This is a genomic window from Amycolatopsis kentuckyensis, from assembly GCF_002155975.1.
Taxonomy (GTDB): Bacteria; Actinomycetota; Actinomycetes; order Mycobacteriales; family Pseudonocardiaceae; genus Amycolatopsis; species Amycolatopsis kentuckyensis.
This window is the reverse complement of record NZ_MUMI01000268.1, coordinates 20,258-42,155: the sequence shown is the minus strand read 5'-3', so window position 1 is coordinate 42,155 and position 21,898 is coordinate 20,258. Positions and strand designations below refer to the sequence as shown.

The window sequence follows — 21,898 nt, the reverse complement described above, 5'->3', positions numbered from 1 at the left end:
AGGGCCACCTGGGCGCCGGGGCCGACGCCGACGTCGTCGTTCTCGACCCGGACCGCATCACCGACACCGCCACCTACGCCGACCCCACCCGGCCTTCGCGAGGTGTCCGGCACCTGTACGTCGCCGGAGTTCCGGTGGTCCGGGACGGAAACCTGGACGCGGAAGCGCTGCCCGGCAAGCCGTTGCGGGGTGAGCCGCGGTGATCGACGACATCGGGACGCTCGTCCGGTGCGAGTCGCCTTCGGCCGACCACGATGCCGTCGCGCGCAGCGCCGAGGTCGTCGCCGGGATCGGCCGCCGCCTGCTCGGCGCCGAGCCCGAACGGATCGTCACCGGCGGCTGCACGCACCTGCGCTGGCGGTTCGGCGACGGCGAGCCGCGGGTCCTGCTGCTCGGCCACCACGACACCGTGTGGCCGCTGGGCTCCCTGCGCACCCACCCCTTCACCATCGAAGACGGGATCCTGCGCGGACCCGGCTGCTTCGACATGAAGGCCGGGGTCGTGATGGCCCTGCACGCCGCCGCCGCGCTGACCGACCGCGACGGCCTCTCGATCCTCGTCACCGGCGACGAAGAAATCGGCTCGCCGCTGTCCCGCACCTTGATCGAAGAGGAAGCCAAGAGCTGCGACGCGGTCTTCGTGCTCGAAGCCTCGGCCGACGGCGGCGCGCTGAAGACGCGCCGCAAAGGCGTTTCCCTGTACCGCGTCGAGGTCGAAGGCCGCGCCGCGCACGCCGGGCTCGAACCGGAAAAGGGCGTCAACGCGGGGATCGAGCTCGCCCACCAGATCCTCGCGATCGCCGCGCTCGCCGACGCGGACCTGGGCACCACCGTCGTGCCGACCGCGCTGACGGCCGGGACCACGACGAACACCGTGCCCGCCAAGGCGAGCGTCGCCGTCGACGTGCGGGTGTGGGACGCGGCCGAACAAGAGCGCGTCGACCGCGCCATCAGAAGCCTCGCACCGGTGCACGAAGAGGCCCGGATCCGCATCGTCGGCGGCATCAACCGCGCGCCGCTGGACGCGGGAGCGTCTTCGGAGCTGTTCGTGCTCGCGAACGAACTCGCGGCCGGGACACTCACCCAGGCCTCGGTCGGCGGTGCTTCGGACGGCAATTTCACCGCGGGACTGGGCATCCCGACGCTCGACGGCCTCGGCGCGGTCGGCGGGGGCGCGCACGCCGACGACGAACACGTCGTCGTCGCGGAGCTGCCCCGGCGGACCGCGCTGCTCACCGCGCTCACCGAAACCGTGCTGAGGCGGCGGAGTTCGTCCGCGCCGACGAACACCCACCGAGAATCCCGTACGGGACAACGGTGACCGGCGGCGACCGTCCGGAAAGGATGGTGGGCGTGACAGAAGTCGTGACGAACACAGCCCCGCCGCTGCGGGACGAGGCCACCGCCGCGGCGGCCGGCGCCGCCCTCGCCTCGGGCGTCCGGATCCGGACCCTGGCCGAGGTCCCCGACCTGGCCGCGGTGTCCCGGCTCTTCGAATCGATCTGGCGGCCCGCACCCGGCAACCCCCTGGTCACGGCCGAACTGCTGCGGGCCATGGTGTCGGCGGGCAACTACGTGGCCGGCGCGTTCGACGGGCCGGGACTGCTCGGCGCCTGCTTCGGGTTCTTCGGCGAACCCGCGAAGGGAGGACTGCACAGCCACATCGCCGGGGTCGCCACGGCCGGGCACGGCCGCGGCATCGGCTTCGCGCTCAAACTGCACCAGCGCGCCTGGGCCCTGCGCCAGGGCGTCGCGGAGATCTCCTGGACGTTCGACCCGCTGGTGCGCCGCAACGCCCACTTCAACCTGACCAAGCTCGCCGCCCGCCCGGCCCGCTACCTGCCGGACTTCTACGGCCCGATGCAGGACGGCATCAACGGCACCGGCGACTCCGACCGCCTCATGGTCACCTGGGACCTGGCGAGCCCGTCCGTGCGGACGGCCGCCGCCGGCCGGCCGGACCGGGTGGACGCGACGGCCTTGCGGGCCGGGGGAGCCGCGGTCGCGCTTTCGGCCGGCCCGGACGCCCGCCCGGTCACCGGTGCCGCGGACGCGCCGGTGGTGCTGGTCGCCGTCCCGCCGGACATCGAGGCGCTCCGGCGGACCGACCCGGACCTGGGCCGGGCCTGGCGGGCCGCGCTGCGGGAGGTGCTCGGCGGCCTGCTCGCCGGGGGTGCCTCGGTCACCGGATTCGATCGTGCCGGCTGGTACGTGCTGACCAAGGAGTCTCAGTGAAGCTCACCGGTGTGGAACTCCTCCGCGTGCGGATGCCCCTGGTGGCCCCGTTCCGGACGTCGTTCGGGACGCAGGCCGACCGCGAACTGCTGCTCCTGCGGGCGGTGACGTCCGAAGGCGAAGGCTGGGGCGAGTGCGGGGCGATGGCCGGCCCGCTCTACTCCTCGGAGTACATCGACGGCGTCGAGCACGTGGTGCAGGCCTTCCTCGTGCCCGCGCTCCTCGCCGCCGGAGAGCTGACGGCGAACCGGGTCGCGCCGCTGCTGGCGAAGGTCAAGGGCCACCGGATGGCCAAGGCCGCGCTGGAAATGGCCGTGCTCGACGCCGAGCTGCGAGCGCACGGCCTGTCCTTCGGCACGGCGCTCGGGTCCACATCGGACTCCGTGCCGTGCGGGGTGTCGGTCGGGATCATGGACTCGATCCCGCAGCTCCTGGACGTCGTCGGCGGCTACCTCGATGCCGGGTACCTGCGCATCAAGCTGAAGATCGAACCCGGCTGGGACGTCGAGCCGGTGCGCGCGGTCCGCGAGCGCTTCGGCGACGTCCTGCTGCAGGTCGACGCAAACACGGCGTACACGCTCTCGGACGTCCCGCAGCTGCAACGCCTCGATCCGTTCGGGCTGCTGCTGATCGAGCAGCCCCTGGAAGAGGAGGACGTGCTCGGCCACGCCGAGCTCGCCCGGCACCTCCGGACGCCGATCTGCCTGGACGAGACCATCGTGTCGGCCCGGTCGGCCGCCGCCGCGATCACGCTCGGCGCCTGCCGGATCGTCAACATCAAGCCCAGCCGGGTCGGCGGCTACCTGGAGGCCCGGCGGGTGCACGACGTCTGCGTCGCGCACGGCGTCCCGGTCTGGTGCGGCGGAATGCTCGAAACCGGACTGGGCCGGGCCGCCAACGTCGCGCTGGCGTCGCTGCCCGGGTTCACCCTGCCCGGCGACACCTCGGCGTCGGACCGGTTCTACCGCACCGACATCACCGAGCCGTTCGTGCTCGAAGCCGGACGGCTGCCGGTGCCGTCCGGGCCCGGTCTCGGCGTCACCCCGATCCCCGGGCGGCTGGCCGAGGTGACCACCGCGAAGTCCTGGCTCGCCTAGCGAAACGAGAGGTCCCCATGTCGAAACTCCCCGAACTCTCCGCCTGGCTGCACACCCGGCTCCCCGCCCTGCTGGCCGAGCACGACGTGCCCGGCGCGGCCGTCGCCGTGTACGCCGGCGGCGAGATCGTCGACCACGCCGCCGGGGTGCTCAACAAGGCCACCGGTGTCGAAGCCGACGCCGACTCGCTGTTCCAGATCGGCTCGATCACCAAGGTCTGGACGGCCACCCTCGTGCTGCAGCTCGTCGACGACGGCGGGCTCGACCTCGACCAGCCGGTCCGGAAGTACCTGCCGGAATTCGTGCTCGGCGACGCGGCCGCGGCCGCGCGGATCACCGTCCGGCAGCTGCTGTGCCACACCGCCGGGTTCGAAGGCGACATCTTCACCGACACCGGCCGCGGCGCCGACTGCATCGAGAAGTACGTCGCGACGCTCGGCGACGTCCCCCAGCTGTTCGAGCCCGGCGAGATGTTCTCCTACAACAACGCCGCCTACTGCGTGCTCGGCCGGCTCGTGGAAGTGCTGCGCGGCAAGACCTACGACGAGTGCCTCCAGGACCACCTGTTCACGCCGCTCGGCCTGACGCACGCGGCGCCGAGCCCGTACGAGGCGATCCGGTTCCGCGCCGCGCTCGGGCACCTGACGCCCTCGCCCGGCGCCGCCCCGGAACCCGCGGGCACCTGGGCGCTGGCGCCGTCCAACGCCCCGGCCGGCTCGATGCTCGCGATGCGCCCGCGGGACCTCGTCACGTTCGCCGCCATGCACCTGCGGGACGGCGAGGGCCCCGACGGCACCCGCATGCTCGGCGCGGACAGCGCCCGCGCGATGCGGGAACGCCTGGTGGAGCTGCCCGAGCTCGGCCTCTTCGGCGACGCGTGGGGGCTCGGCTGGTCGCTGTTCGACGCGCCGGGCGGAGTGGTCGTCGGCCACGACGGCGGCACGATCGGCCAGTCCGCGTTCCTGCGCGTGGCGCCGGAGCACGACGTCGCGGTGGCCCTGCTGACCAACGGCGGCGACCCGATCGCCGTCTACACCGAGGTCCTCGGGCACGTCCTGCGCGAGCTGACCGGCATCGAACTGGCCGTGCCGCCGGTGCCGGACCCGGCCGCGCCACGCGTCGACGCCTCGCGGTACGTCGGCGAGTACTCCTCGTCGGTGGCCGACATCGTGGTCAGCCAGGACGACGACGGCCGGGTCTGGGTCGAGCGCGTCCCGAAGGGGATCCTCGCGGAGCTGGCCAAGCCGGACAAGACCGAGCTGGTCGCGCTGAACGGCGACACGCTCATCCTGGCCGAGCCGATGCAGGGCATGTACGTCCCGCACGCCTTCGTCGGCGACGACGGCACCGGGCGCGCGCTGTACCTGCACACCGGCCGCGCCGACCGGCGGGTCGACGCGTGAGCGCGGTCGAGGCGGAGATCGCCGAAGTCTTCGCGGACGCGGGCGCGCGCGGGTTCCTGCACGCGCGGGAGATCGGCGGCGGCCCTTCGGTGGCCGTCGGCGCGGACGATCCGGTGGTGCTGGCGTCGGTGTTCAAGATCCTGGTCGCCGTCGCCTACGCGCGGGAAGCCGCCGCGGGACGGCTGGACGAGACCGCCCGCACCCGCGTCGGGCCGCGCTACCGCATCGGCGGCATCGGCACCGCGGGCTGCGCCGACGACGTCGAGATGAGCTGGCGCGACCTCGCGCTGGTCATGCTGACGATGAGCGACAACGCCGCCACCGACGTCGTCTACCACCGGATCGGGGCGGCGGCCGTCGACCGCGTGCCGGCCGACCTCGGCCTGCACCGCACCCGGCTGATCGGCTGCTGCGAGGACCTGTTCGCCTCGGTGCTCGCCGACGTCGGGGCGCCCGCGGACGCCGGCATCGACGCGGTGTTCGCGGGTGCGACCCCCGAGCAGACGCGGAAGCTCGCGGTGCTGGACCCCGAGCGCACCACGTCGTCGACGCCCCGGGAGATCACCGAGCTGCTCGACGCCGTGTGGACCGACCGCGCCGGCGACCCGGCGGCGTGCGAACGGGTGCGCTCGATGCTGGCCCGGCAGATCTGGCCGCACCGCCTCTCGTCCGGCTTCCCTTCGGACGTCGGGGTCGCGGCCAAGACCGGCACCTTGCCGTCGGTGCGCAACGAAGCCGGTGTCGTGTCCTATCCGGACGGTCGCCGCTTCGCCGTCGCGGTGTTCACCCGCGCGAACTCCCTGGCCGACCGGCAACCCGCCATCGACGCGGCGATCGGCCGGGCCGGCCGGCTCGCCGTCGACCACCTGCGGAAGGAAACCCCATGACCCAGACACGGACGGCGGTGGTCCTGCTCGGCGCGCTCGCCCTCGCGGCCACGGCCTGCGCGGGACCGGGTGACGCCGGCGCGTCCGGCGGCACCCTCGCCGACGGCAAGACCTTCACCCTCGGGCTGCCCTCCGACCCGGGCAGCCTCGACCCGCACATGTCGGTGCTGGCGGTGGCCGGCCAGGTCGGCCGGTTCCTCTACGACTCCCTGCTCGAACTCGCCCCCGACGGCAAGCCGCTCCCGGAACTCGCCGAAAAGTGGGACGCCACGACGACCACGGCGAAGTTCACCCTGCGCCCCGGCATCACCTGCGCCGACGGCAGCCCGCTGACCGCCGCCGACGCCGCCGCGAACATCGGGTTCGTCGGCGACCCGGCCAACAAGTCGCCGTTCGCCGGCCTGACGATCGCGCCCGGCACCAAGGCCGCCGCCGACGAAGCCACCCGGACGATCACCGTCACCAGCGGTGCGCCCGACGCGTTCCTGCTCCGCAACGTCGGCAGCCTGCCGATCGTCTGCGGCAAGGGGCTGGCCGACCGGAAGCTCCTGGCCGCGGGCGGCAGCGGCACCGGCATGTTCGCCGTCTCCGAGATCGTGCCGAACGACCACTACACGTTCACCCGCCGCAAGGACTACACGTGGGGACCGGGGGACTGGCGGGCGCAGCAGCCGGGCCTGCCGGACAAGGTCGTCGCCCGGGTCGTCCCGAACACCGCGACGGCGGCGAACCTGCTGCTGTCCGGCGAGCTCAACGCGAGCCAGATCAACGGGCCGGACCGCCAGCGGCTCGAAGCGCGCAAGCTCTTCCACGCCGACTTCCTCGCCCCGCTCGGGGAGATCTTCTACAACCAGGCCGCCGGGCGCCCCGGCCAGGACGAAACCGTGCGGCGCGCGCTGACCCAGGCGCTCGACCTGGCCCAGCTCGGCAAGGTGCTGACCACCGGTACCGGCAAGCCGTCGCAGAGCCTGGTCACCGCCGAGCCGAAGGCGTGCTCGGGCGACACCGTCAGCGGCCACCTGCCCACGCACGACCCGGCGGCGGCCGCGTCCGCTTTGGACGGCGCGGGCTGGAAGGCCGGCCCGGACGGCGTGCGCGTCAAGGGCGGCAAGCGGTTGACGCTCACCGTCCTCTACGGCACCCAGCTCGGCCCGACGATGGCCCCCACCGCCGAACTGGCCCAGCAGACGTGGAAGGCCCTCGGTGCCGAGGTCACGCTCAAGGCCGTCGACAGTCCCGGGCTGTCCCAGGTGCTGTTCGGCACCGGCGAGTGGGAGGTGTCGCTCGGGCCGCTCGGGCTCACCCTGCCCAGCCAGCTGGTGCCGTTCGTGTCCGGCCCGGCGGCACCGGACGGGACCAACTTCGGCCACATCGCCAACCCCGCCTACGACCAGGGCGTGAAGCAGGCGGCCGCGATGAGCGGCGAGGCCAGCTGCCCGGCCTGGCAGGCCGCCGAGACCGCGTTGGTCGAGCGTGTCGACGTGGTGCCCTACATCGACTCCGTCGTGCCGTACTACGCGAGCGGTGCGCGGTTCGAGGTCAGCCAGGGCAGCATCACCCCGTCGTCGATCCGGATGTACGCGCGATGACCACGGCGGCGGCGCCCGCGCGGCTGCGCGGCGGACCGTGGCCGGCGTTCGCCGCCCGGCGGCTGACCCGGTTCGCCGTCTCGCTGTGGGCGCTGGTCACCGCGGCCTTCCTGATGATCCACCTGGTCCCCGGTGACCCCGTGCGCGCGGCGCTCGGCATGACCGCCCCGGCCGACCTGGTGCGGGCGAAGCGGCTGGAGCTCGGCCTCGACGACCCCTTGTGGGTGCAGTACGGGCACTACCTGCGCGGCCTGGTCACCGGTGACCTCGGGACGTCGATGGCGAGCGGCCAGCCGGTCACGCAGGTGATCGGCGACCGGCTGCCGGCGACGCTGCAGCTGGCGGTCCTGGCCTTCGCGGTCGTCGTCGCCGTCGCGATCCCGGTCGGCGTGACCTTCGCGGTGCTGACCCGCGGCGGCCGCCGGCGGGGCAGCGAACTGGCCTTCACGTCGGTGAGCGCCTTCCTCGCCGCCGTCCCGGAGTTCCTGGTGGCGGTCGCGCTGGTGGCGCTGCTCGCGGTCGGCCTCGGCTGGTTCCCGGTGGCCGGCGGCGACGGCGCGAGTGCGTACGTGCTGCCGGTCGCGGCCCTGGCCACCGGGCCGTCGGCGGTGCTGGCGCGGATCGTCCGGGTGGAGCTGCTGTCCGTGCTGGGCGCCGACTTCGTCCGCACCGCGCGGGCGAAGCGGCTGCCCGCGCGGCTGGTCTACGTCCGGCACGCCCTGCCGAACGCGCTGACCGCGACCCTGACGCTGGGCGGGCTGATGCTGACCGGGATGGTCGCGGGCACGGTGCTGGTCGAGAACGTCTTCGCCTGGCCCGGCCTCGGCTCGACGATCGTGCAGTCGATCCTCCAGAAGGACTACCCGCTGGTGCAGGGGATCGTGCTCGTCTACGGCGTCGGCGTGCTGCTGGTGAACCTGCTGGTCGACGTCGTGCTCGGGCTGCTCGACCCGCGCTCGGCCATTCGGGAGGCGTGAGATGGCGCGACGCGGGACGTGGGCGGCGGCCGTGCGCACGCCGGTCGGCGCGTGCTCGGCGGTGCTGCTGGCCCTGGTCGTCGTCCTGGCCGCGCTGGCCCCGTTGCTCTGGGGCGACGGCGCGGCCGCGATCGACACCGACGCGATCGGCCAGGGACCGTCCGGGGCGCACCCGTTCGGCACCGACTCCCTCGGCCGGGACCTGCTGCTGCGCACCCTGGTCGCGACCCGGCTCTCGGTCGGGCTGGCCGTGCTCGCGACCGCGATCGGCGCCGGCACCGGTGTCGTGCTCGGGACACTGCCGTCCGTGCTGCCCCGGCGGGCGGGCCGGCTGCTCACGGCGGTCGTCGACATCGCCGTCGCGTTCCCCGGGCTGCTGCTGGCCCTGTTCCTCGCGGTGATCTTCGGTGTCGGCACGCAGGGCGCGGTGCTGGCGATCGGCTTCGCGACGGCGCCGGCGTTCGCCCGGCTCGTGCAGACGCTCTCGGCGTCGGTCAGCGGCCGTGACTTCGTGGCCGCGGCCCGGATCGCCGGTGTCGGCCGGGTCCGGCTGCTGGCCCGGCACGTGCTGCCGAACATCGGCGAGCCGCTCGTCGTGAACGCGACCATCGGGGCGGGCTCGGCGCTGCTGGCCTTCGCCGGGTTGTCGTTCCTCGGGATCGGCGTGCAGGCGCCGGACTACGACTGGGGACGGCTGCTGCGCGAAGGCCTGGACGGCATCTACGTCACCCCGGTGGCCGCGCTCGCCCCGGCCGCGGCGGTGGTGCTCGCCGGGCTGGCGTTCAACCTGGTCGGCGAGACGGTCGCCGCGGTGGTCGGGGTCCGGACGCGCGCGACCCGGCGTGGGGCGCCGCCGCTTCCCGCGGCCCGGCCCGCGCTCGGCGAGCCGCCCGCGGACGCCGTGCTCGTGGTGGAGAACCTCCGGGTGGCGTTCCCCGGGGCGGCCGGCTGGACGGTTCCGGTGCGCGGGGTCAGTTTCAGCGTCCGCGCCGGCGAAGCGATCGGCGTGGTCGGCGAGTCCGGCTCCGGCAAGAGCCTGACCGCGCTGGCCGTGTCCCGCCTGGTCGAAGCCCCCGGCGTGGTCACCGCCGACCGGCTCGAGTTCGCCGGGAAGCCCTTGCACACCGCCTCCGACCGGGAGCTCGGCACCGCGCTGGCGATGGTGTTCCAGGACCCGATGACGTCGTTCAACCCGGCCCGCCGGGTCGGCGGCCAGCTGGCGGAGGTGTCCGAGCAGCACCACGGCCTGTCGCGGCGGGCGGCGTTCGCCCGTGCGGTGGACCGGCTGGCCGCGGTGCGCGTCCCGGCCCCCGAGCTGCGCGCGCGGCAGTACCCGCACGAGTTCTCCGGCGGCATGCGGCAGCGGGCGATGATCGGCATGGGCCTGATGGGCCGGCCGAAGCTGATCGTCGCCGACGAGCCGACGACCGCGCTCGACGTCACCGTGCAGCGGCAGGTGCTGCGCCTGCTGGCCCGCACGCGCGAGGCCGAGGGCGCGGCGATCCTGCTGATCAGCCACGACATCGCCGTCGTTTCCCAGACGTGCGAACGGATGCTGGTGATGTACGCCGGCCGGATCGTCGAGGACCTGCCGACCGGCGCCCCGGCCCGGCACCCGTACACGCGGGCGCTGCTGGCCACCACCATCGACCTCGAGACCGACCGCGACCAGCCCCTCGAAGTCATCCCCGGCCGCCCGCCGGAACCGGGCCGGGTGCCCGCAGGCTGCGCGTTCGCCGCCCGGTGCCCGGTGGCCTCGGACCGCTGCCGCACCGAAGACCCGGTGCTCGAACCGGCGGCGGACGGCCACCGCGTCGCCTGCTGGCACCCCCAGGTCAGTGTCCTTTCCGGACAGTCGCACGAGGAGGGTGCCGCATGAGCGCACTGGAGTTCGACGCGGTGAGCGTCCGCTACGGCAAGCTGACCGCGGTCGACGGCGTCCGCCTGACCGTCCCTTCCGGACAGGTCGTCGGCCTGGTCGGCGAGTCCGGCTCCGGCAAGTCGACCCTCGCGCGCGCGGCCGCCGGGCTCGCCCCGGTCAGCGCGGGGCGGGTGCTGCTCGACGGCGTCGACGTGCGCCGGCTGCCCCGGCGGCGTCCGCTGCAGATGGTGTTCCAGGACCCGTATTCCTCGCTGGACCCTCGGATGGCGATCGGGGAGTCGATCGCCGAGGCGATGCCCCGCGGCGCCGGGCGCCGGGCCGAGGTGGCCCGGCTGCTCGACCTGGTGAACCTCGACCCCGAACGGGCGGACCTGCTGCCCGGGCAGCTCTCGGGCGGGCAACGGCAGCGTGTCGCGCTCGCCCGGGCGCTGGCGGGGCGGCCGAAGGTGCTGATCGCCGACGAGATCACCTCCGCGCTCGACGTCTCGGTGCAGGGCGCCGTGCTCAACCTGGTGCGGGAGGTGCAGCGGCGGCTGGCGCTGTCGATGCTGTTCATCTCGCACAACCTCGCCGTGGTGCGGTACGTCAGCGACGTCGTCGCGGTGATGTACCTGGGCCGGATCGTCGAGGCCGGGCCCGCCGGACAGGTCCTCACCGATCCGAAGCACCCCTACACGCGGGACTTGCTGGCCGCCGCGCCGTCCGCGCACCGGAGCCTGCTCGACGACCCCGGCGACGGCGCCGAACCCGGCACCGCCGCGCTCGCCGACACCGAACCCGCCGACCCGCACCACCCGCCGTCCGGGTGCCGCTACCACCCGCGCTGCCCGATCGGGCCGCTCGTGCACCCCGATCGCACCGTCTGCGTCACCGCCGACCCGGCCGGCGAGGCCGCGGGCCGGCCCCACTCCGCGGCGTGCCACTTCGCCGCCGGCCATCCCACGAGGAGATCCGCATGACCCGACGTCCCGGCATCGACGACCTCGACGCCTTCGCCTTCCCCGAGCAGCCGGCGATCTCGCCCGACGGCGCCCGGATCGCGTACGTGCTGCGCACCGCCGACCGCGACCAGGACGAGGACACCCGGTCGCTCTGGCTCGTCCCGACCGAAGCCGGCGAGCCGCGCCGGCTCACCCGCGGCCCGGCCGACCTGGCGCCGGCGTGGTCGCCGGACGGCACGCGCCTGGCGTTCCTGCGCGCCCAGGACGGCCCGGCGCAGCTGTGGCTGCTCCCGGCGGACGGCGGCGAACCCGAACGGGTCACCAGCCTGCCGCTCGGCGCGGGCACCCCCGTCTGGCGCCCGGACGGCGCCGAGATCGCCTTCGCCGCCCCGGTCGATCTCGCCGCGGACGACGGTGAGGACGCCGCTGCCCGAGCCCGCCGCGCGGGCGCTCCCGTGGTCGCCGACCGGCTGGACTTCAAGGCCGACGGCGCCGGGTTGCTGCGGATGCTGCGCAAGCACGTCCACGTCCTCGACGTCGCTTCGGGCGAGGTCCGCCAGGTGACGTCGGGGGACTGGCACGCGGGTGACCCCGCGTGGTCGCCGGACGGCTCGCTGCTGGCCTTCGCCGCGGGGCCGGACGCCGATGCCGACCTGACGTTCCGCTCCGGCGCGTACGTCGTCGAGCCCGGCGGCGAGCCGCGCCTGGCCGGCTCCGGCGACGGGATGTGCGGCACGGTCACCTGGACCGCCGACGGCACCGCGCTGCTGGTCGTCGGCCGCCGCGACACGGCTCCGGGACACCTCGGCCTGCTGCGGATCCCCCTGGACGGCGGCGAAACCACCGACCTGGCCGCCCCGCTGGACCGGAACGTCATGCCGGGGGCTCCCGGTTACCCGGGCGCGCTCCCGCAGCTCGCCGGCTCCACCGTGCTGTTCTGCGCGCGCGACCGCGGCTACACCCACCTCTACGCGGTCGACCTCGACGGGGGTGCGCCGCGGCTCGTCGTCGGCGGCACGGGGAATGCCGTGGCGGCGATGTCGGCCGCGGGCGGCACGGCGGCGATCGTGCTGGCCACGCCGACGTCCTACGGCCAGATCGCGACGGTCGCCCTCCCCGGCGGCGAGGTCGAGGTGCGCACGGCGCACGGACCCGCGGACCTCGAGCCGTTCCCCGCCGAGGAGCGGGAGTTCACCGTATCCGACGGCACGGTCGTGGCCGGCTGGCTGCTGCGCGACCCCGCCCGCACCGGCCCGCGGCCGCTGCTGCTGGACATCCACGGCGGCCCGCACAACGCCTGGAACGGCACCGCCGACGCCGTGCACCTCTACCACCAGGAGCTCGTCGCCCGCGGCTGGGCGGTGCTGCTGCTCAACCCGCGCGGCAGCGACGGCTACGGCGAAGCGTTCTACACCGCGGCGGTCGGCGCCTGGGGGGTGGCCGACGCCCGGGACTTCCTCGAGCCCCTGGACACCCTCGTCGCCGAAGGCGTGGCCGACGCCCGGCGGCTCGCCGTGGCCGGCTACAGCTACGGCGGCTTCATGACCTGCTACCTGACCAGCCGGGACGACCGCTTCGCCGCGGCGGTCGCGGGCGGGGTCGTCAGCGACGTCGTCAGCATGGCCGGCACGTCCGACAGCGGGCACTACCTCGGCGTCGCCGAGCTCGGCGCGATCCCGTCGGAGAACCGGGCCCACTACGCGGCGCTTTCCCCGCTGGCCCAGGTGGAAAAGGTGCGCACGCCGACCCTGGTGGTGCACGGCGCCGCCGACGACCGGTGCCCGGCCGGGCAGGCCGAGCAGTGGTTCACCGCGCTGCGCGGGCAGGGCGTGCCCACCCGCCTGGTGCTCTACCCCGGGGCATCGCACCTGTTCATCCTCGATGGGAAGCCGTCGCACCGGCTCGACTTCAACCGGCGCATCGTCGACTGGGTTTCGCAGTACGCGGGCGAGCCGGGCAGGCCGGCGCGGGTGCCGCTCGACGCCGCGCACTGGCGGCGGCGCCTGGCCGCGCTCGCGCGCAAGCACCGGGTGCCGGGTGCGTCGCTGGGCATCCTCCGCGGCGACGAGCGGGTGGTCGCGAGCCACGGCGTGCTGAACACCGCCACGGGGGTCGAGGTCACCGACGACTCGGTGTTCCAGATCGGCTCGATCACCAAGGTGTGGACGGCCACGGTGGCGATGCAGCTGGTCGACGAGGGCCTGGTGAAGCTGGACGCGCCGATCGCCGACGTGCTGCCCGAGCTGCGGCTGGCCGACCCCGACGTCACCAAGCAGGTGACGCTGCGGCACCTGCTCACCCACACGAGTGGCATCGACGGCGACGTCTTCACCGACACCGGCCGCGGCGACGACTGCCTCGAGAAGTTCGTCGGGCTGCTGGACGAGGTCGCCCAGGTGCACCCGCTCGGGGCGACGCTGTCCTACTGCAACTCCGGGTTCGTGCTGGTCGGCCGGGTGATCGAGCGGCTGACCGGGCAGACGTGGGACGCGGCCCTGCGCGAGCGGCTGTTCACCCCGCTGGGGCTCACCCACACGGGGACATTGCCCGAGGAGGCGCTGCTGCACCGCGCGGCGATGGGCCACGTCGCGGCCGGCGAGGGCGAGCCGCAGCCGGCCCCGGCGTGGACCCTGCCGCGGTCGGCGGGCCCGGCCGGGCTGATCACGGCGTCGGCGGCGGACGTCCTGGCCTTCGCCCGGATGCACCTGGCGGGTGGCGGCGAGGTGCTGTCGGAGGCGTCGGCGGCGGCGATGACCGAGTGGCAGGCGGACCTGCCCGACAAGCACACGCTGGGCGACTCGTGGGGCCTCGGCTGGATCCGCTTCGACTGGGACGGCCACCGCGTCATCGGCCACGACGGCAACACGATCGGGCAGTCGGCGTTCCTGCGGCTGCTGCCCTCGCACGACCTGGCCGTCACGCTGCTCGCCAACGGCGGCAACACGCGCGACCTGTACGAGGAGCTCTACCGCGAGATCTTCGCTTCGCTGGCCGGAGTGGCTCTTCCGCGGCCGATTTCGCCTCCTGCCGTGCCGCCGTCCGTGGCGGTCGCCGACTTCGTCGGGGTCTACGAGCGCGCGTCGATGCGGATCGAGGTGTTCGAAAGGGAAGCGGGCCTGCGGATGCGGCAGACGATCACCGGCCCGATCGCCGAGCTGGTCCCGGAACCGACGACGGAACACGACCTGCTCCCGCTGGGCGGCCCGCAGTTCGCCTTCCGCGAGCCGGGAACGCGGTCCTGGATCTCGGCGACGTTCTACACGCTGCCGACGGGGGAGCGGTACCTGCACAGCGGCGTCCGCGCGACTCCGAAGGCCGAGTAGCTGATCTGAGCCCCCGCTTCCGCTCGCCTTCGCCGGGCGGAAGCGGGACTCAGTGGTGGGAGGCGGGCTGCGGGGCCGGCCCGCGCCGGATGAGCCAGCTGCCGGCGAAGGCGACCAGGCCGACGATGCCGGCGACGATGAACGCCGCCCGCAGACCGGAGGCGTCCGGGCTGGCGGCCGTCGTGTCGTGGCTGCCCAGGGTGGCCACGCTGATGAACATCGCCGTGCCGAGCGCGCCCGCCACCTGTTGCAGCGTCGAGAGGATCGCGCTGCCGTGCGAATACAGGTGTTCGGGCAGCGCGCCGAGCGACTCGGTGAACAGCGGCGTCATCATCAGGCCCAGCCCGGCCATCATCAGCACGTGGATCCCGATCACCGCGATCAGCGGCGAATTCGGCCCCAGCACCGCGAACAGCCACAGCGAAGCGGCCATCGCCGCCGCGCCGGGGATGACGAGCGGGCGCCCGCCGACCTTGTCGAACAGCGCGCCGACCGGGCGGCCCAGCAGGCCCAGCACCAGGCCGCCGGGCAGCACCGCCAGCCCGCTGACGAACGTGCTCGTGTGCAGCACCGTCTGCAGGTAGAGCGGCAGCAGGATCGCCGCGGCGCCGATCAGGCACACGAACAGCAGCGCGGTCAGCACCAGCGCGACGACGAAGCTGCGGTGGGTGAACGGCCGCAGGTCGAGCAGCGCCCGGTCCCGGCGCTGCAGGCGCAGCTGCCGCCAGGTGAACACGACCAGCGCGGCGACGCCGACGACGATCGGCACCCACCCCGGCACCGCCGGCTCGGCCCCGCCCTGCTCGCCGCTCGACGACAAGCCGTACAGCACCCCGCCGAACCCGATCGCGGACAGCAGCACCGACGGCACGTCCAGCGGCACCTGACGGCGTTCGCCGTCGATGCGCAGCAGCAGCCCGCCGACGACCAGCGCGGCGATCGCCAGCGGCAGCACGATCCAGAACATCCAGCGCCAGCCGAGCGACAGCACCGCGCCGCCGATGGTCGGCCCGATCGCCGGCGCGACCGCGATGACGATCGTGATCGTGCCCATGGTCGCGCCGCGCCGCTCCGGCGGCACCAGCCGCATCACCGTCGTCATCAGCAGCGGCAGCATCACGGCGGTGCCGCACGCCTGCACGACGCGTCCGGCCATCAGCAGCCCGAACCCGGGCGCGAGCGCGCTGAGCAGGGTGCCCAGGCTGAACGCCGCCAGCGAGAACAGGAACACCTGCCGCGGCGAGAACCGTTCGAGCATGAACCCGGTCGTGGGAATGACGACGGCCATGGTCAGCAGGAACCCGCTGGTCAGCCACTGCACGGTCGTCGTCGGCACCCGCAGGTCGACGGTCAGGTCCCGCAGCGCGACGCTGAGGATGGTCTCGTTGAGGATCATCACGAACGCGGAGAGCACGAGAATCCCGATGAGGAGTCCCGAGCGCGCCGGGGCGCGGTTCACGTCGGCGGGCGGGGTGGACACGGTTTCGGTCATCGAGGTGGGACTCTCCTGGTCGGCCGGGACGGCCGTGACGAACACGGGGCGTCCCTTGCAGTGTGCCTGTTTCGGGCCTCTTCTGTCAGGCGGTTTTCGGGTCACCGGCCCCCCTGCGAGGCCGCTCGGGGCGTCCGATATGCTTCCGCCAGTACGAAGTTCCGCAGCGCGCGATTAGCTCAGCGGGAGAGCGCTTCCCTGACACGGAAGAGGTCACTGGTTCAATCCCAGTATCGCGCACCACGAGTCCACCCCCGGATTTCGTGGAAGTTCGTACCGCGGGCGATTAGCTCAGGGGGAGAGCGCTTCGTTCACACCGAAGAGGTCACTGGTTCGATCCCAGTATCGCCCACAAGACAGCCAAGAAGGCCCCGTCCGCGGACGGGGCCTTCTTCGTGCGTGCCATCCATTGCGGCCCGGATCACAGCAGGCGCCGCTGGACCACGTCGGCGATGACCGTGTGGACCATTTTCCCGAGTTCTCGGTTGTCGGGCAGGGTTCCCCGGCGACGGCCCGCGAACAGCAGGTGGGCCGCACCGATCAGCGACAGGGCCAGGGAGTCCACATCGGCGTCCGCGGCGATGCGGCCCTGTGCGCGCTCGGCGGACAGGTAGCTCGTCAGCATGTCCCGCGCCTCCGCCAGGATCGGGAGGCCGTTGCGCGTGCGGACGCGGGCGCGAAGCTCGTCGCGGAAGAAGACCAGGCTCGTCAGGGCCACCGAGATCGGGTCGAAGAGCTCGGCCAGGGCATCGATGAGGTTGTCCCCGACGGTCCGCGTTCCCGCTGAGGCCTGGAGGAGGGCGGCCTGGTCCGCCAGCCGGCTGATGCGGGCGCGGACGAGTTCGGCCAGGAAGTCGTCGAAGTCGGTGAAGTGCCGGTGCAGAACACCTTTGGCGACATCGGCTTCCGTGGTCACTGCGCGGCTGGTCAGCGCCGGGGGGCCGTCACGGAGCAGAACCCGCTCGGCGGCGTCGAACAGCTGCTTGCGCACATCGCGCAGGTGGACCCCGGTCGGCATGGTGCCCATTCTCCGGCACGCCCGCCACTTGTCCTAGTGGGCGAGCGCCCACTAAAGTGGGCACATGCCCACTCAACCTCACGAAGCCCGAGCAATGGCGGAATCCTTCGGAACGGACGCGCAACGCTACGACCGAGCGCGGCCGGCATACCCACGCGAGCTGGTGGACCGGATCGTCGAGGCGAGCCCGGGCACCGACATCCTGGATGTGGGCTGCGGAACGGGAATCGAGGCCCGCCAGTTCCGCGAGGCGGGCTGCCAGGTGCTCGGCATCGACCCGGACGCCCGCATGGCGGCTTTCGCGCGCAGCGGCGGAATCGACGTCGAGGTGGCCAAGTTCGAGGACTGGGAGCCGCGAGGCCGGACGTTCGACGCGGTGGTAGCAGGCCAGGCGTGGCACTGGGTGAACCCGGCGACGGGCCCGGCCAAGGCGGCGCGGATCCTGCGCCCAGGCGGGTTGCTGGCGGTGTTCGCGCACGTGTTCCAGCCGCCGTCGGAGGTGGCGGAAGCGTTCGCGGAGGCGTGCCGCCGAGTGATTCCCGCAGCGCCCTTCGCAGGCGACTCCCGTCCGGCGGCGGAGATCTACGACGTGATGTTCACCGGCTTCGCCAACGCGATCACGGAGGCGGAGGGCCTTGGTGTCCCGGACCGCTGGAGCTTCGAGTGGGAGCGCACGTACACGCGCGAGGAGTGGCTCGACTTCCTCCCCACAACGGGCGGCTTGACCCGCCTGCAGCCTTCGGAGCTGACAGAGATCTTGTCCGAGGTAGGGGCGGCGATCGACGAGCTCGGCGGAAGCTTCGTGCTGCCGTACACCACCTTGGCGGTGGTCGCGACCCGCTCTTGACAAAAAAAGTTGTCGGTGAGACGGTGGCAACACCCGAGGACGACCTCGACTTCATCCGGCCCAACTGGGGAGCAACCATGTCTTTTCAGGCCTACCTCGACAACGCGGAGAAGCAGACGGGCATCACCCCAAGACGCTTCCTCGAACTGGCAGAGGCAAGGAACCTCACCAAGACGGCCGAGATCGTGTCATGGCTGAAGACGGAACACGCCCTGGGCCACGGCCACGCAACGGCAATAGCCCGCTTGGTGACAAAGGGCCCGGAGTACGTAGCGGAGAACCACGCAGGAGGAGCCCTCCACCTGGACGGCCTGGCAACCCGCGCCTGAGCAAAGGTGACAACCGCACCCCGCCCCCGATAGCCACCACGGCCACCTCCCATCGGCCACCGCCACCCCACCGACCAACTGCCACCACCGGCCACACCCCCCTGCCAACCCGATACGCAGCCGCATCAGCGGCCGGCACGCCGGGTCAAGGCACGCTTTCCCGCCTTGACGCGGCGTGACGGCCGTTGAACAATCCGGCGTTCGGGTCGGCGGAGGGGTCCCACGCGAGATAGAAGCCGTGTGGTTGAAGCCGCAACTCGCGTGATTGGAGGGTCATCACCGGCGTAGCCCGAAGGGCGGGGACGCGGTCAGCGGCCGGCCGCGACGGCGGGTTCCCGAGTCGCGGCCGCCGGTGACCACCGCGGCAGGAACGCCGCAACGGCCAGCGCGATCAACGCCGCCGCCGCGCCCATGCCCAGCACCAGCCGGAACCCGTTCTGCGACGGCAAAGCCGCCGGTCCGAACGAGATCGTCAGCCGGGCGAGGATCAGCCCGGCCGTGGCGCTGGACACCGACGTCCCGATCGACCGCATCAGCGTGTTGAGGCTGTTGGCGGCCGCCGTTTCCGACACCGGCACCGCGCCCATGACGAGCGCGGGCATCGCGCCGTACGCGAGCCCGATCCCCGCGCCGATGATGCTCGAGATCAGCACCAGGTGCCAGGTCGTGCTCATCAGGACGACGCCGAGGGCGTACCCCGCGGCGACGACCACCGCGCCGAGCATCAGCGTCGTCTTCGGCCCGCGCGTGGCCGAAACGCGCGCGGACACCGGGGCCAGCGCCATCATCACCAGCCCCGACGGCGCCATCACCAGGCCCACCGCCAGCATCGACTTCCCGAGGCCGTACCCGGTGGCCGCCGGCAGCTGCAGCAGCTGGGGCAGGACCAGGGACATCGCGAACATCGCGAAGCCGAACACCGCGGAGGCGATGTTGGTCAACAGCACCTGGCGTCGCGCGGTCGTCCGCAGGTCCACCAGCGGCCGCGCCGTCCGCAGCTCCCAGCGGCCCCACAGCAGCAGGACGACGAAGGCGGCCGCGAACAGGCCCAGCGTCGCCGCGCTGCCCCAGCCCCAGTCGGCACCCTTCGAGATGGCCAGCAGCAAGCACACCAGCGCGATCGAAAGCCCCGCCGCGCCCGGCACGTCGAACCGGCCGCCCGTGCGGACCGGGGACTCCGGCACCAGCGCGACGACCAGCGCCGTGACCACCACGCCGAGCCCGGCCGCGGTCCAGAAGAGCGCGTGCCAGTCGGCGTTTTCGGCCAGCAGTGCTGCCGCGGGCAGGCCCAGTGCGCCGCCGACGCCGAGCGACGCGCTCATCAGCGCCGTGGCGGAGCCGAGCCGTTCGGCCGGCAGCTCGTCGCGCATGATGCTGATCCCGAGCGGGATGACGCCGGCGGCGAGGCCCTGCAGGGTCCGCCCGGCGACCATCGGCACCAGGCTGTCCGACAGCGCGCCGATCGTCGAGCCGGCGACCAGCGCGCCGAGGCTGATCAGCAGCATCCGCCGTTTCCCGTACATGTCGCCGAGCCGGCCCATGGTCGGGGTCGCCACCGCGCCCGCGAGCAGGGTCGCGGTGATGGCCCAGGTGGCGTCGGCCGCGGAGGCGTGCAGCAGCCCGGGCAGCGCCGGGATCAGCGGGATGACCAGCGTCTGCATCAGCGAGACGGTGATGCCGGCGAGGGCGAGGACCGCGACGACGAGGTTCGCGCGCGGCGAAGGCTCCGGCGCGGACGGGGATGGGTCGGGCACGAGCGGTCCTCCGGGGGGAGTGGGCGGCACAGCCGAATTAAATCAGTCGCTTGACTTAGCGTAGCAGTCTTCGGTTGACTGATCACGAACCGATGGCCACGGCGGAGGAACGATGACGACGACCGAAATCCCCGAGTTCCCGATGACCCGGGCCGCGGGCTGCCCGTTCGACCCGCCGCCCGCCGCTCGCGCGCTGCAGGAAGAGCGCCCGCTCGCCCGCGTCCGGCTGTGGGACGGCAGCACGCCGTGGCTGGTCACCCGCTACGCCGACCAGCGGGCGCTGCTGGCCGATCCCCGGGTCAGCGCCGACGTCACCCGCCCCGGCTACCCGAGCCCCGCGCCGCTGCCGAAGGGCGGCACCGGCATCAGCTTCATCCTGATGGACAACCCGGAGCACGCGCGGCTGCGCAAGATGGTGACGGCGCCGTTCACGATCCGCCGGGTCGCCGCGATGCGCCCGGCCGTGCAGAAGATCGTCGACGACCTGATCGACGAGCTGCTGGCCGGTCCGAAGCCGGTGGACCTCGTCGAGGCGTTCGCGCTGCCGGTGCCGTCACTGGTGATCTGCGAGCTGCTGGGCGTCCCGTACGCCGACCACGACTTCTTCCAGGAGAACAGCAAGGTCATCATCCGCCGCGACGCCGAGCCCGAGGAGCGGGCCGCGGGGCACCGGGCGCTGATCGGCTACCTCGACGAGCTGGTGGGGGCGAAGCTCGCGAACCCCGGCGACGACCTGCTGTCCGGGCTGGCCGCCCGCGTCGGGGCGGGGGAGCTGACGCGGGCCGAGGCGGCGCAGATGGGCGTCCTGCTGCTCATCGCCGGCCACGAGACGACGGCGAACATGATCGCGCTCGGCACGCTGGCCCTGCTGGAGCACCCGGACCAGCTGGCGCTGCTGCGCGAGGGCGACGACCCGGCGCTGGTCGCGTCGGCGGTCGAAGAACTGCTGCGCTACCTGAACATCACGCACAACGGGCGCCGCCGCCTCGCGCTGGAGGACATCGAGATCGCCGGCGAGACCATCCGCGCGGGCGAAGGCCTGATCATGGCGAACGACATCGCCAACCGCGACCCGGAGGTCTTCCCGGGCGGCGATCGGCTGGACCTGACCCGCGACGCCCACCGCCACGTGGCCTTCGGCTTCGGCGTCCACCAGTGCCTCGGCCAGCCGCTGGCCCGGCTGGAGCTGCAGGTCGTCTACGGCACGCTGTACCGGCGGATCCCGACGCTGGCGCTGGCCACCGAGGTCGGGAAGATCCCGTTCAAGCACGACGGGTCGGTGTACGGCGTGTACGAACTGCCCGTCACCTGGTGAGTCAGACGCTGCGCAGCACCGACACGACCGCGCCGAGGATCACCGCGCGGTCGCCGTCGATGACGTCGTAGGCCGGGTTGCGGGGCTCGAGGTACACGTGGCCGTCGCGGCGGCGGTAGACCTTGACCGTCGCCTCTTCGTCGATCATCGCCGCGACGATCTGGCCCGAGTGGGCCTCGGACTGCTGCTTGACCACGACGATGTCGCCGTCGCAGATGGCCGCGTCGATCATCGAGTCGCCGCGGACGCGCAGGCCGAACACCGTGCCGCGGCCGGTGAGGTCGCGGGGCAGCTTGAGGACGTCCTCGGTGTGCTCGACCGCCGAGATCGGCGTGCCGGCCGCGATGTCGCCGACGACGGGCACCGGCACCGAGTCGCCGTCTTCGGCGGAACCCGTGCCGGTCAGGAACGCGCGCACGTCGATCGGGCGCGACACCGTGGCGCCGCGGCGCAGGAAGCCCTTGTCTTCGAGGCTGGCCAGGTGCTTCGACACCGACGACGTCGACTGCAGGCCGACCGCCTCGCCCAGCTCGCGCGTGCTGGGGGAGTAACCGTGCTGGACCACCCAGTCCCGGATCGCGACCAGGATCCGCTGCTGCCGCTCCGGCAGGGCCGAGGGGTCGAGGTGCTCGAACGTGTCGTCGTAGGTGGTCACCGGCGTGATCCTAGAGGCACGCGTCCCGCGTCCCGCCGCCGGTCCGGCCGTCGCGGTCCCGCTCAACGGAACACCGGGTGACGGTTGGCGCCTTACCAACATCATTCGTGACTTTGCCAGCCGTTGACCTGGGTAACGATTGGACGTATGGTCT

General features: G+C 73.2%; 17 protein-coding genes, 2 tRNA genes and 1 pseudogene. 16 read left to right on the top strand and 4 right to left on the bottom strand.

What is annotated here, in order from left to right:
* From CCN39_RS25485 to CCN39_RS25435, 11 genes and pseudogenes are all read left to right on the top strand, one after another.
* A pseudogene (locus CCN39_RS25485) lies at positions 1 to 203 on the top strand (amidohydrolase family protein); the annotation flags it as partial.
* Positions 200 to 1,321 (top strand): M20 family metallopeptidase, encoded by a 1,122-nt coding sequence (locus tag CCN39_RS25480; protein ID WP_086846028.1) that lies wholly within the window; start codon positions 200 to 202, stop codon positions 1,319 to 1,321. The pseudogene CCN39_RS25485 and the gene CCN39_RS25480, both read left to right, overlap by 4 nt.
* 23 nt (positions 1,322 to 1,344) lie before the next feature.
* Positions 1,345 to 2,235, top strand: a complete 891-nt coding sequence (locus tag CCN39_RS25475; RefSeq protein WP_167455173.1) for a GNAT family N-acetyltransferase — start codon at positions 1,345 to 1,347, stop codon at positions 2,233 to 2,235.
* Positions 2,232 to 3,332 (top strand): o-succinylbenzoate synthase, encoded by a 1,101-nt coding sequence (gene menC / locus CCN39_RS25470; RefSeq protein WP_086846026.1) that lies wholly within the window; start codon positions 2,232 to 2,234, stop codon positions 3,330 to 3,332. Before CCN39_RS25475 ends, menC begins: the two co-directional genes overlap by 4 nt.
* 17 nt (positions 3,333 to 3,349) lie before the next feature.
* Positions 3,350 to 4,735, top strand: a complete 1,386-nt coding sequence (locus tag CCN39_RS25465; RefSeq protein WP_086846024.1) for a serine hydrolase domain-containing protein — start codon at positions 3,350 to 3,352, stop codon at positions 4,733 to 4,735.
* A complete protein-coding gene (locus tag CCN39_RS25460) occupies positions 4,732 to 5,622 on the top strand; it encodes a serine hydrolase (RefSeq protein WP_167455172.1) in 891 nt (296 codons plus the stop codon). Before CCN39_RS25465 ends, CCN39_RS25460 begins: the two co-directional genes overlap by 4 nt.
* Positions 5,619 to 7,211, top strand: a complete 1,593-nt coding sequence (locus CCN39_RS25455; RefSeq protein ID WP_086846022.1) for an ABC transporter substrate-binding protein — start codon at positions 5,619 to 5,621, stop codon at positions 7,209 to 7,211. The genes CCN39_RS25460 and CCN39_RS25455 overlap by 4 nt, the downstream gene beginning before the upstream one ends.
* A complete protein-coding gene (locus CCN39_RS25450) occupies positions 7,208 to 8,188 on the top strand; it encodes an ABC transporter permease (RefSeq protein ID WP_086846020.1) in 981 nt (326 codons plus the stop codon). Before CCN39_RS25455 ends, CCN39_RS25450 begins: the two co-directional genes overlap by 4 nt.
* 1 nt (position 8,189) lies before the next feature.
* The gene (locus CCN39_RS25445; protein ID WP_086846018.1) at positions 8,190 to 10,067 is read left to right on the top strand and encodes a dipeptide/oligopeptide/nickel ABC transporter permease/ATP-binding protein; all 1,878 of its coding nucleotides are present in this window, start codon (positions 8,190 to 8,192) and stop codon (positions 10,065 to 10,067) included.
* Positions 10,064 to 11,029, top strand: coding sequence for an ABC transporter ATP-binding protein (locus CCN39_RS25440; RefSeq protein ID WP_086846015.1), 966 nt, complete (start codon positions 10,064 to 10,066; stop codon positions 11,027 to 11,029). Before CCN39_RS25445 ends, CCN39_RS25440 begins: the two co-directional genes overlap by 4 nt.
* Positions 11,026 to 14,334, top strand: coding sequence for a serine hydrolase (locus tag CCN39_RS25435; protein ID WP_086846013.1), 3,309 nt, complete (start codon positions 11,026 to 11,028; stop codon positions 14,332 to 14,334). Before CCN39_RS25440 ends, CCN39_RS25435 begins: the two co-directional genes overlap by 4 nt.
* Before the next feature lie 49 nt (positions 14,335 to 14,383).
* Here CCN39_RS25435 and CCN39_RS25430 read toward each other — a convergent pair whose 3' ends face one another.
* Positions 14,384 to 15,826, bottom strand: coding sequence for a DHA2 family efflux MFS transporter permease subunit (locus CCN39_RS25430; protein ID WP_086846038.1), 1,443 nt, complete (start codon positions 15,824 to 15,826; stop codon positions 14,384 to 14,386).
* A 168-nt stretch (positions 15,827 to 15,994) separates the two neighbouring features.
* Here CCN39_RS25430 and CCN39_RS25425 point away from each other — a divergent pair.
* Together CCN39_RS25425 and CCN39_RS25420 are read left to right on the top strand one after the other, a co-directional pair.
* Positions 15,995 to 16,069 (top strand) — tRNA-Val (locus CCN39_RS25425).
* Between the two features lie 37 nt (positions 16,070 to 16,106).
* A tRNA-Val gene (locus CCN39_RS25420) sits at positions 16,107 to 16,178 on the top strand.
* A gap of 69 nt (positions 16,179 to 16,247) precedes the next feature.
* On the opposite strand, the gene CCN39_RS25415 is transcribed toward CCN39_RS25420, so the two are convergent.
* Positions 16,248 to 16,844 (bottom strand): TetR/AcrR family transcriptional regulator, encoded by a 597-nt coding sequence (locus tag CCN39_RS25415; RefSeq protein WP_086846036.1) that lies wholly within the window; start codon positions 16,842 to 16,844, stop codon positions 16,248 to 16,250.
* A 94-nt stretch (positions 16,845 to 16,938) separates the two neighbouring features.
* Between CCN39_RS25415 and CCN39_RS25410 the strand changes: the two genes are divergently transcribed.
* Both CCN39_RS25410 and CCN39_RS25405 read left to right on the top strand, forming a co-directional pair.
* Positions 16,939 to 17,691, top strand: a complete 753-nt coding sequence (locus CCN39_RS25410) for a class I SAM-dependent methyltransferase (RefSeq protein ID WP_086846011.1) — start codon at positions 16,939 to 16,941, stop codon at positions 17,689 to 17,691.
* Between the two features lie 23 nt (positions 17,692 to 17,714).
* Complete coding sequence (locus CCN39_RS25405) at positions 17,715 to 18,020, top strand: DUF4287 domain-containing protein (protein ID WP_244211000.1); 306 nt, start codon at positions 17,715 to 17,717, stop codon at positions 18,018 to 18,020.
* A gap of 308 nt (positions 18,021 to 18,328) precedes the next feature.
* On the opposite strand, the gene CCN39_RS25400 is transcribed toward CCN39_RS25405, so the two are convergent.
* Positions 18,329 to 19,774 (bottom strand): MFS transporter, encoded by a 1,446-nt coding sequence (locus tag CCN39_RS25400; protein ID WP_086846007.1) that lies wholly within the window; start codon positions 19,772 to 19,774, stop codon positions 18,329 to 18,331.
* Between the two features lie 112 nt (positions 19,775 to 19,886).
* On the opposite strand from CCN39_RS25400, the gene CCN39_RS25395 reads away from it, so the two are divergent.
* Positions 19,887 to 21,089 (top strand): cytochrome P450, encoded by a 1,203-nt coding sequence (locus tag CCN39_RS25395; protein ID WP_086846006.1) that lies wholly within the window; start codon positions 19,887 to 19,889, stop codon positions 21,087 to 21,089.
* A 1-nt stretch (position 21,090) separates the two neighbouring features.
* Here CCN39_RS25395 and lexA read toward each other — a convergent pair whose 3' ends face one another.
* Positions 21,091 to 21,744 carry a transcriptional repressor LexA gene (gene lexA, locus CCN39_RS25390; RefSeq protein WP_086846004.1) on the bottom strand — a complete coding sequence of 218 codons (654 nt, stop codon included), beginning with the start codon at positions 21,742 to 21,744 and terminating at the stop codon, positions 21,091 to 21,093.
* Positions 21,745 to 21,898 lie beyond the last annotated feature (154 nt).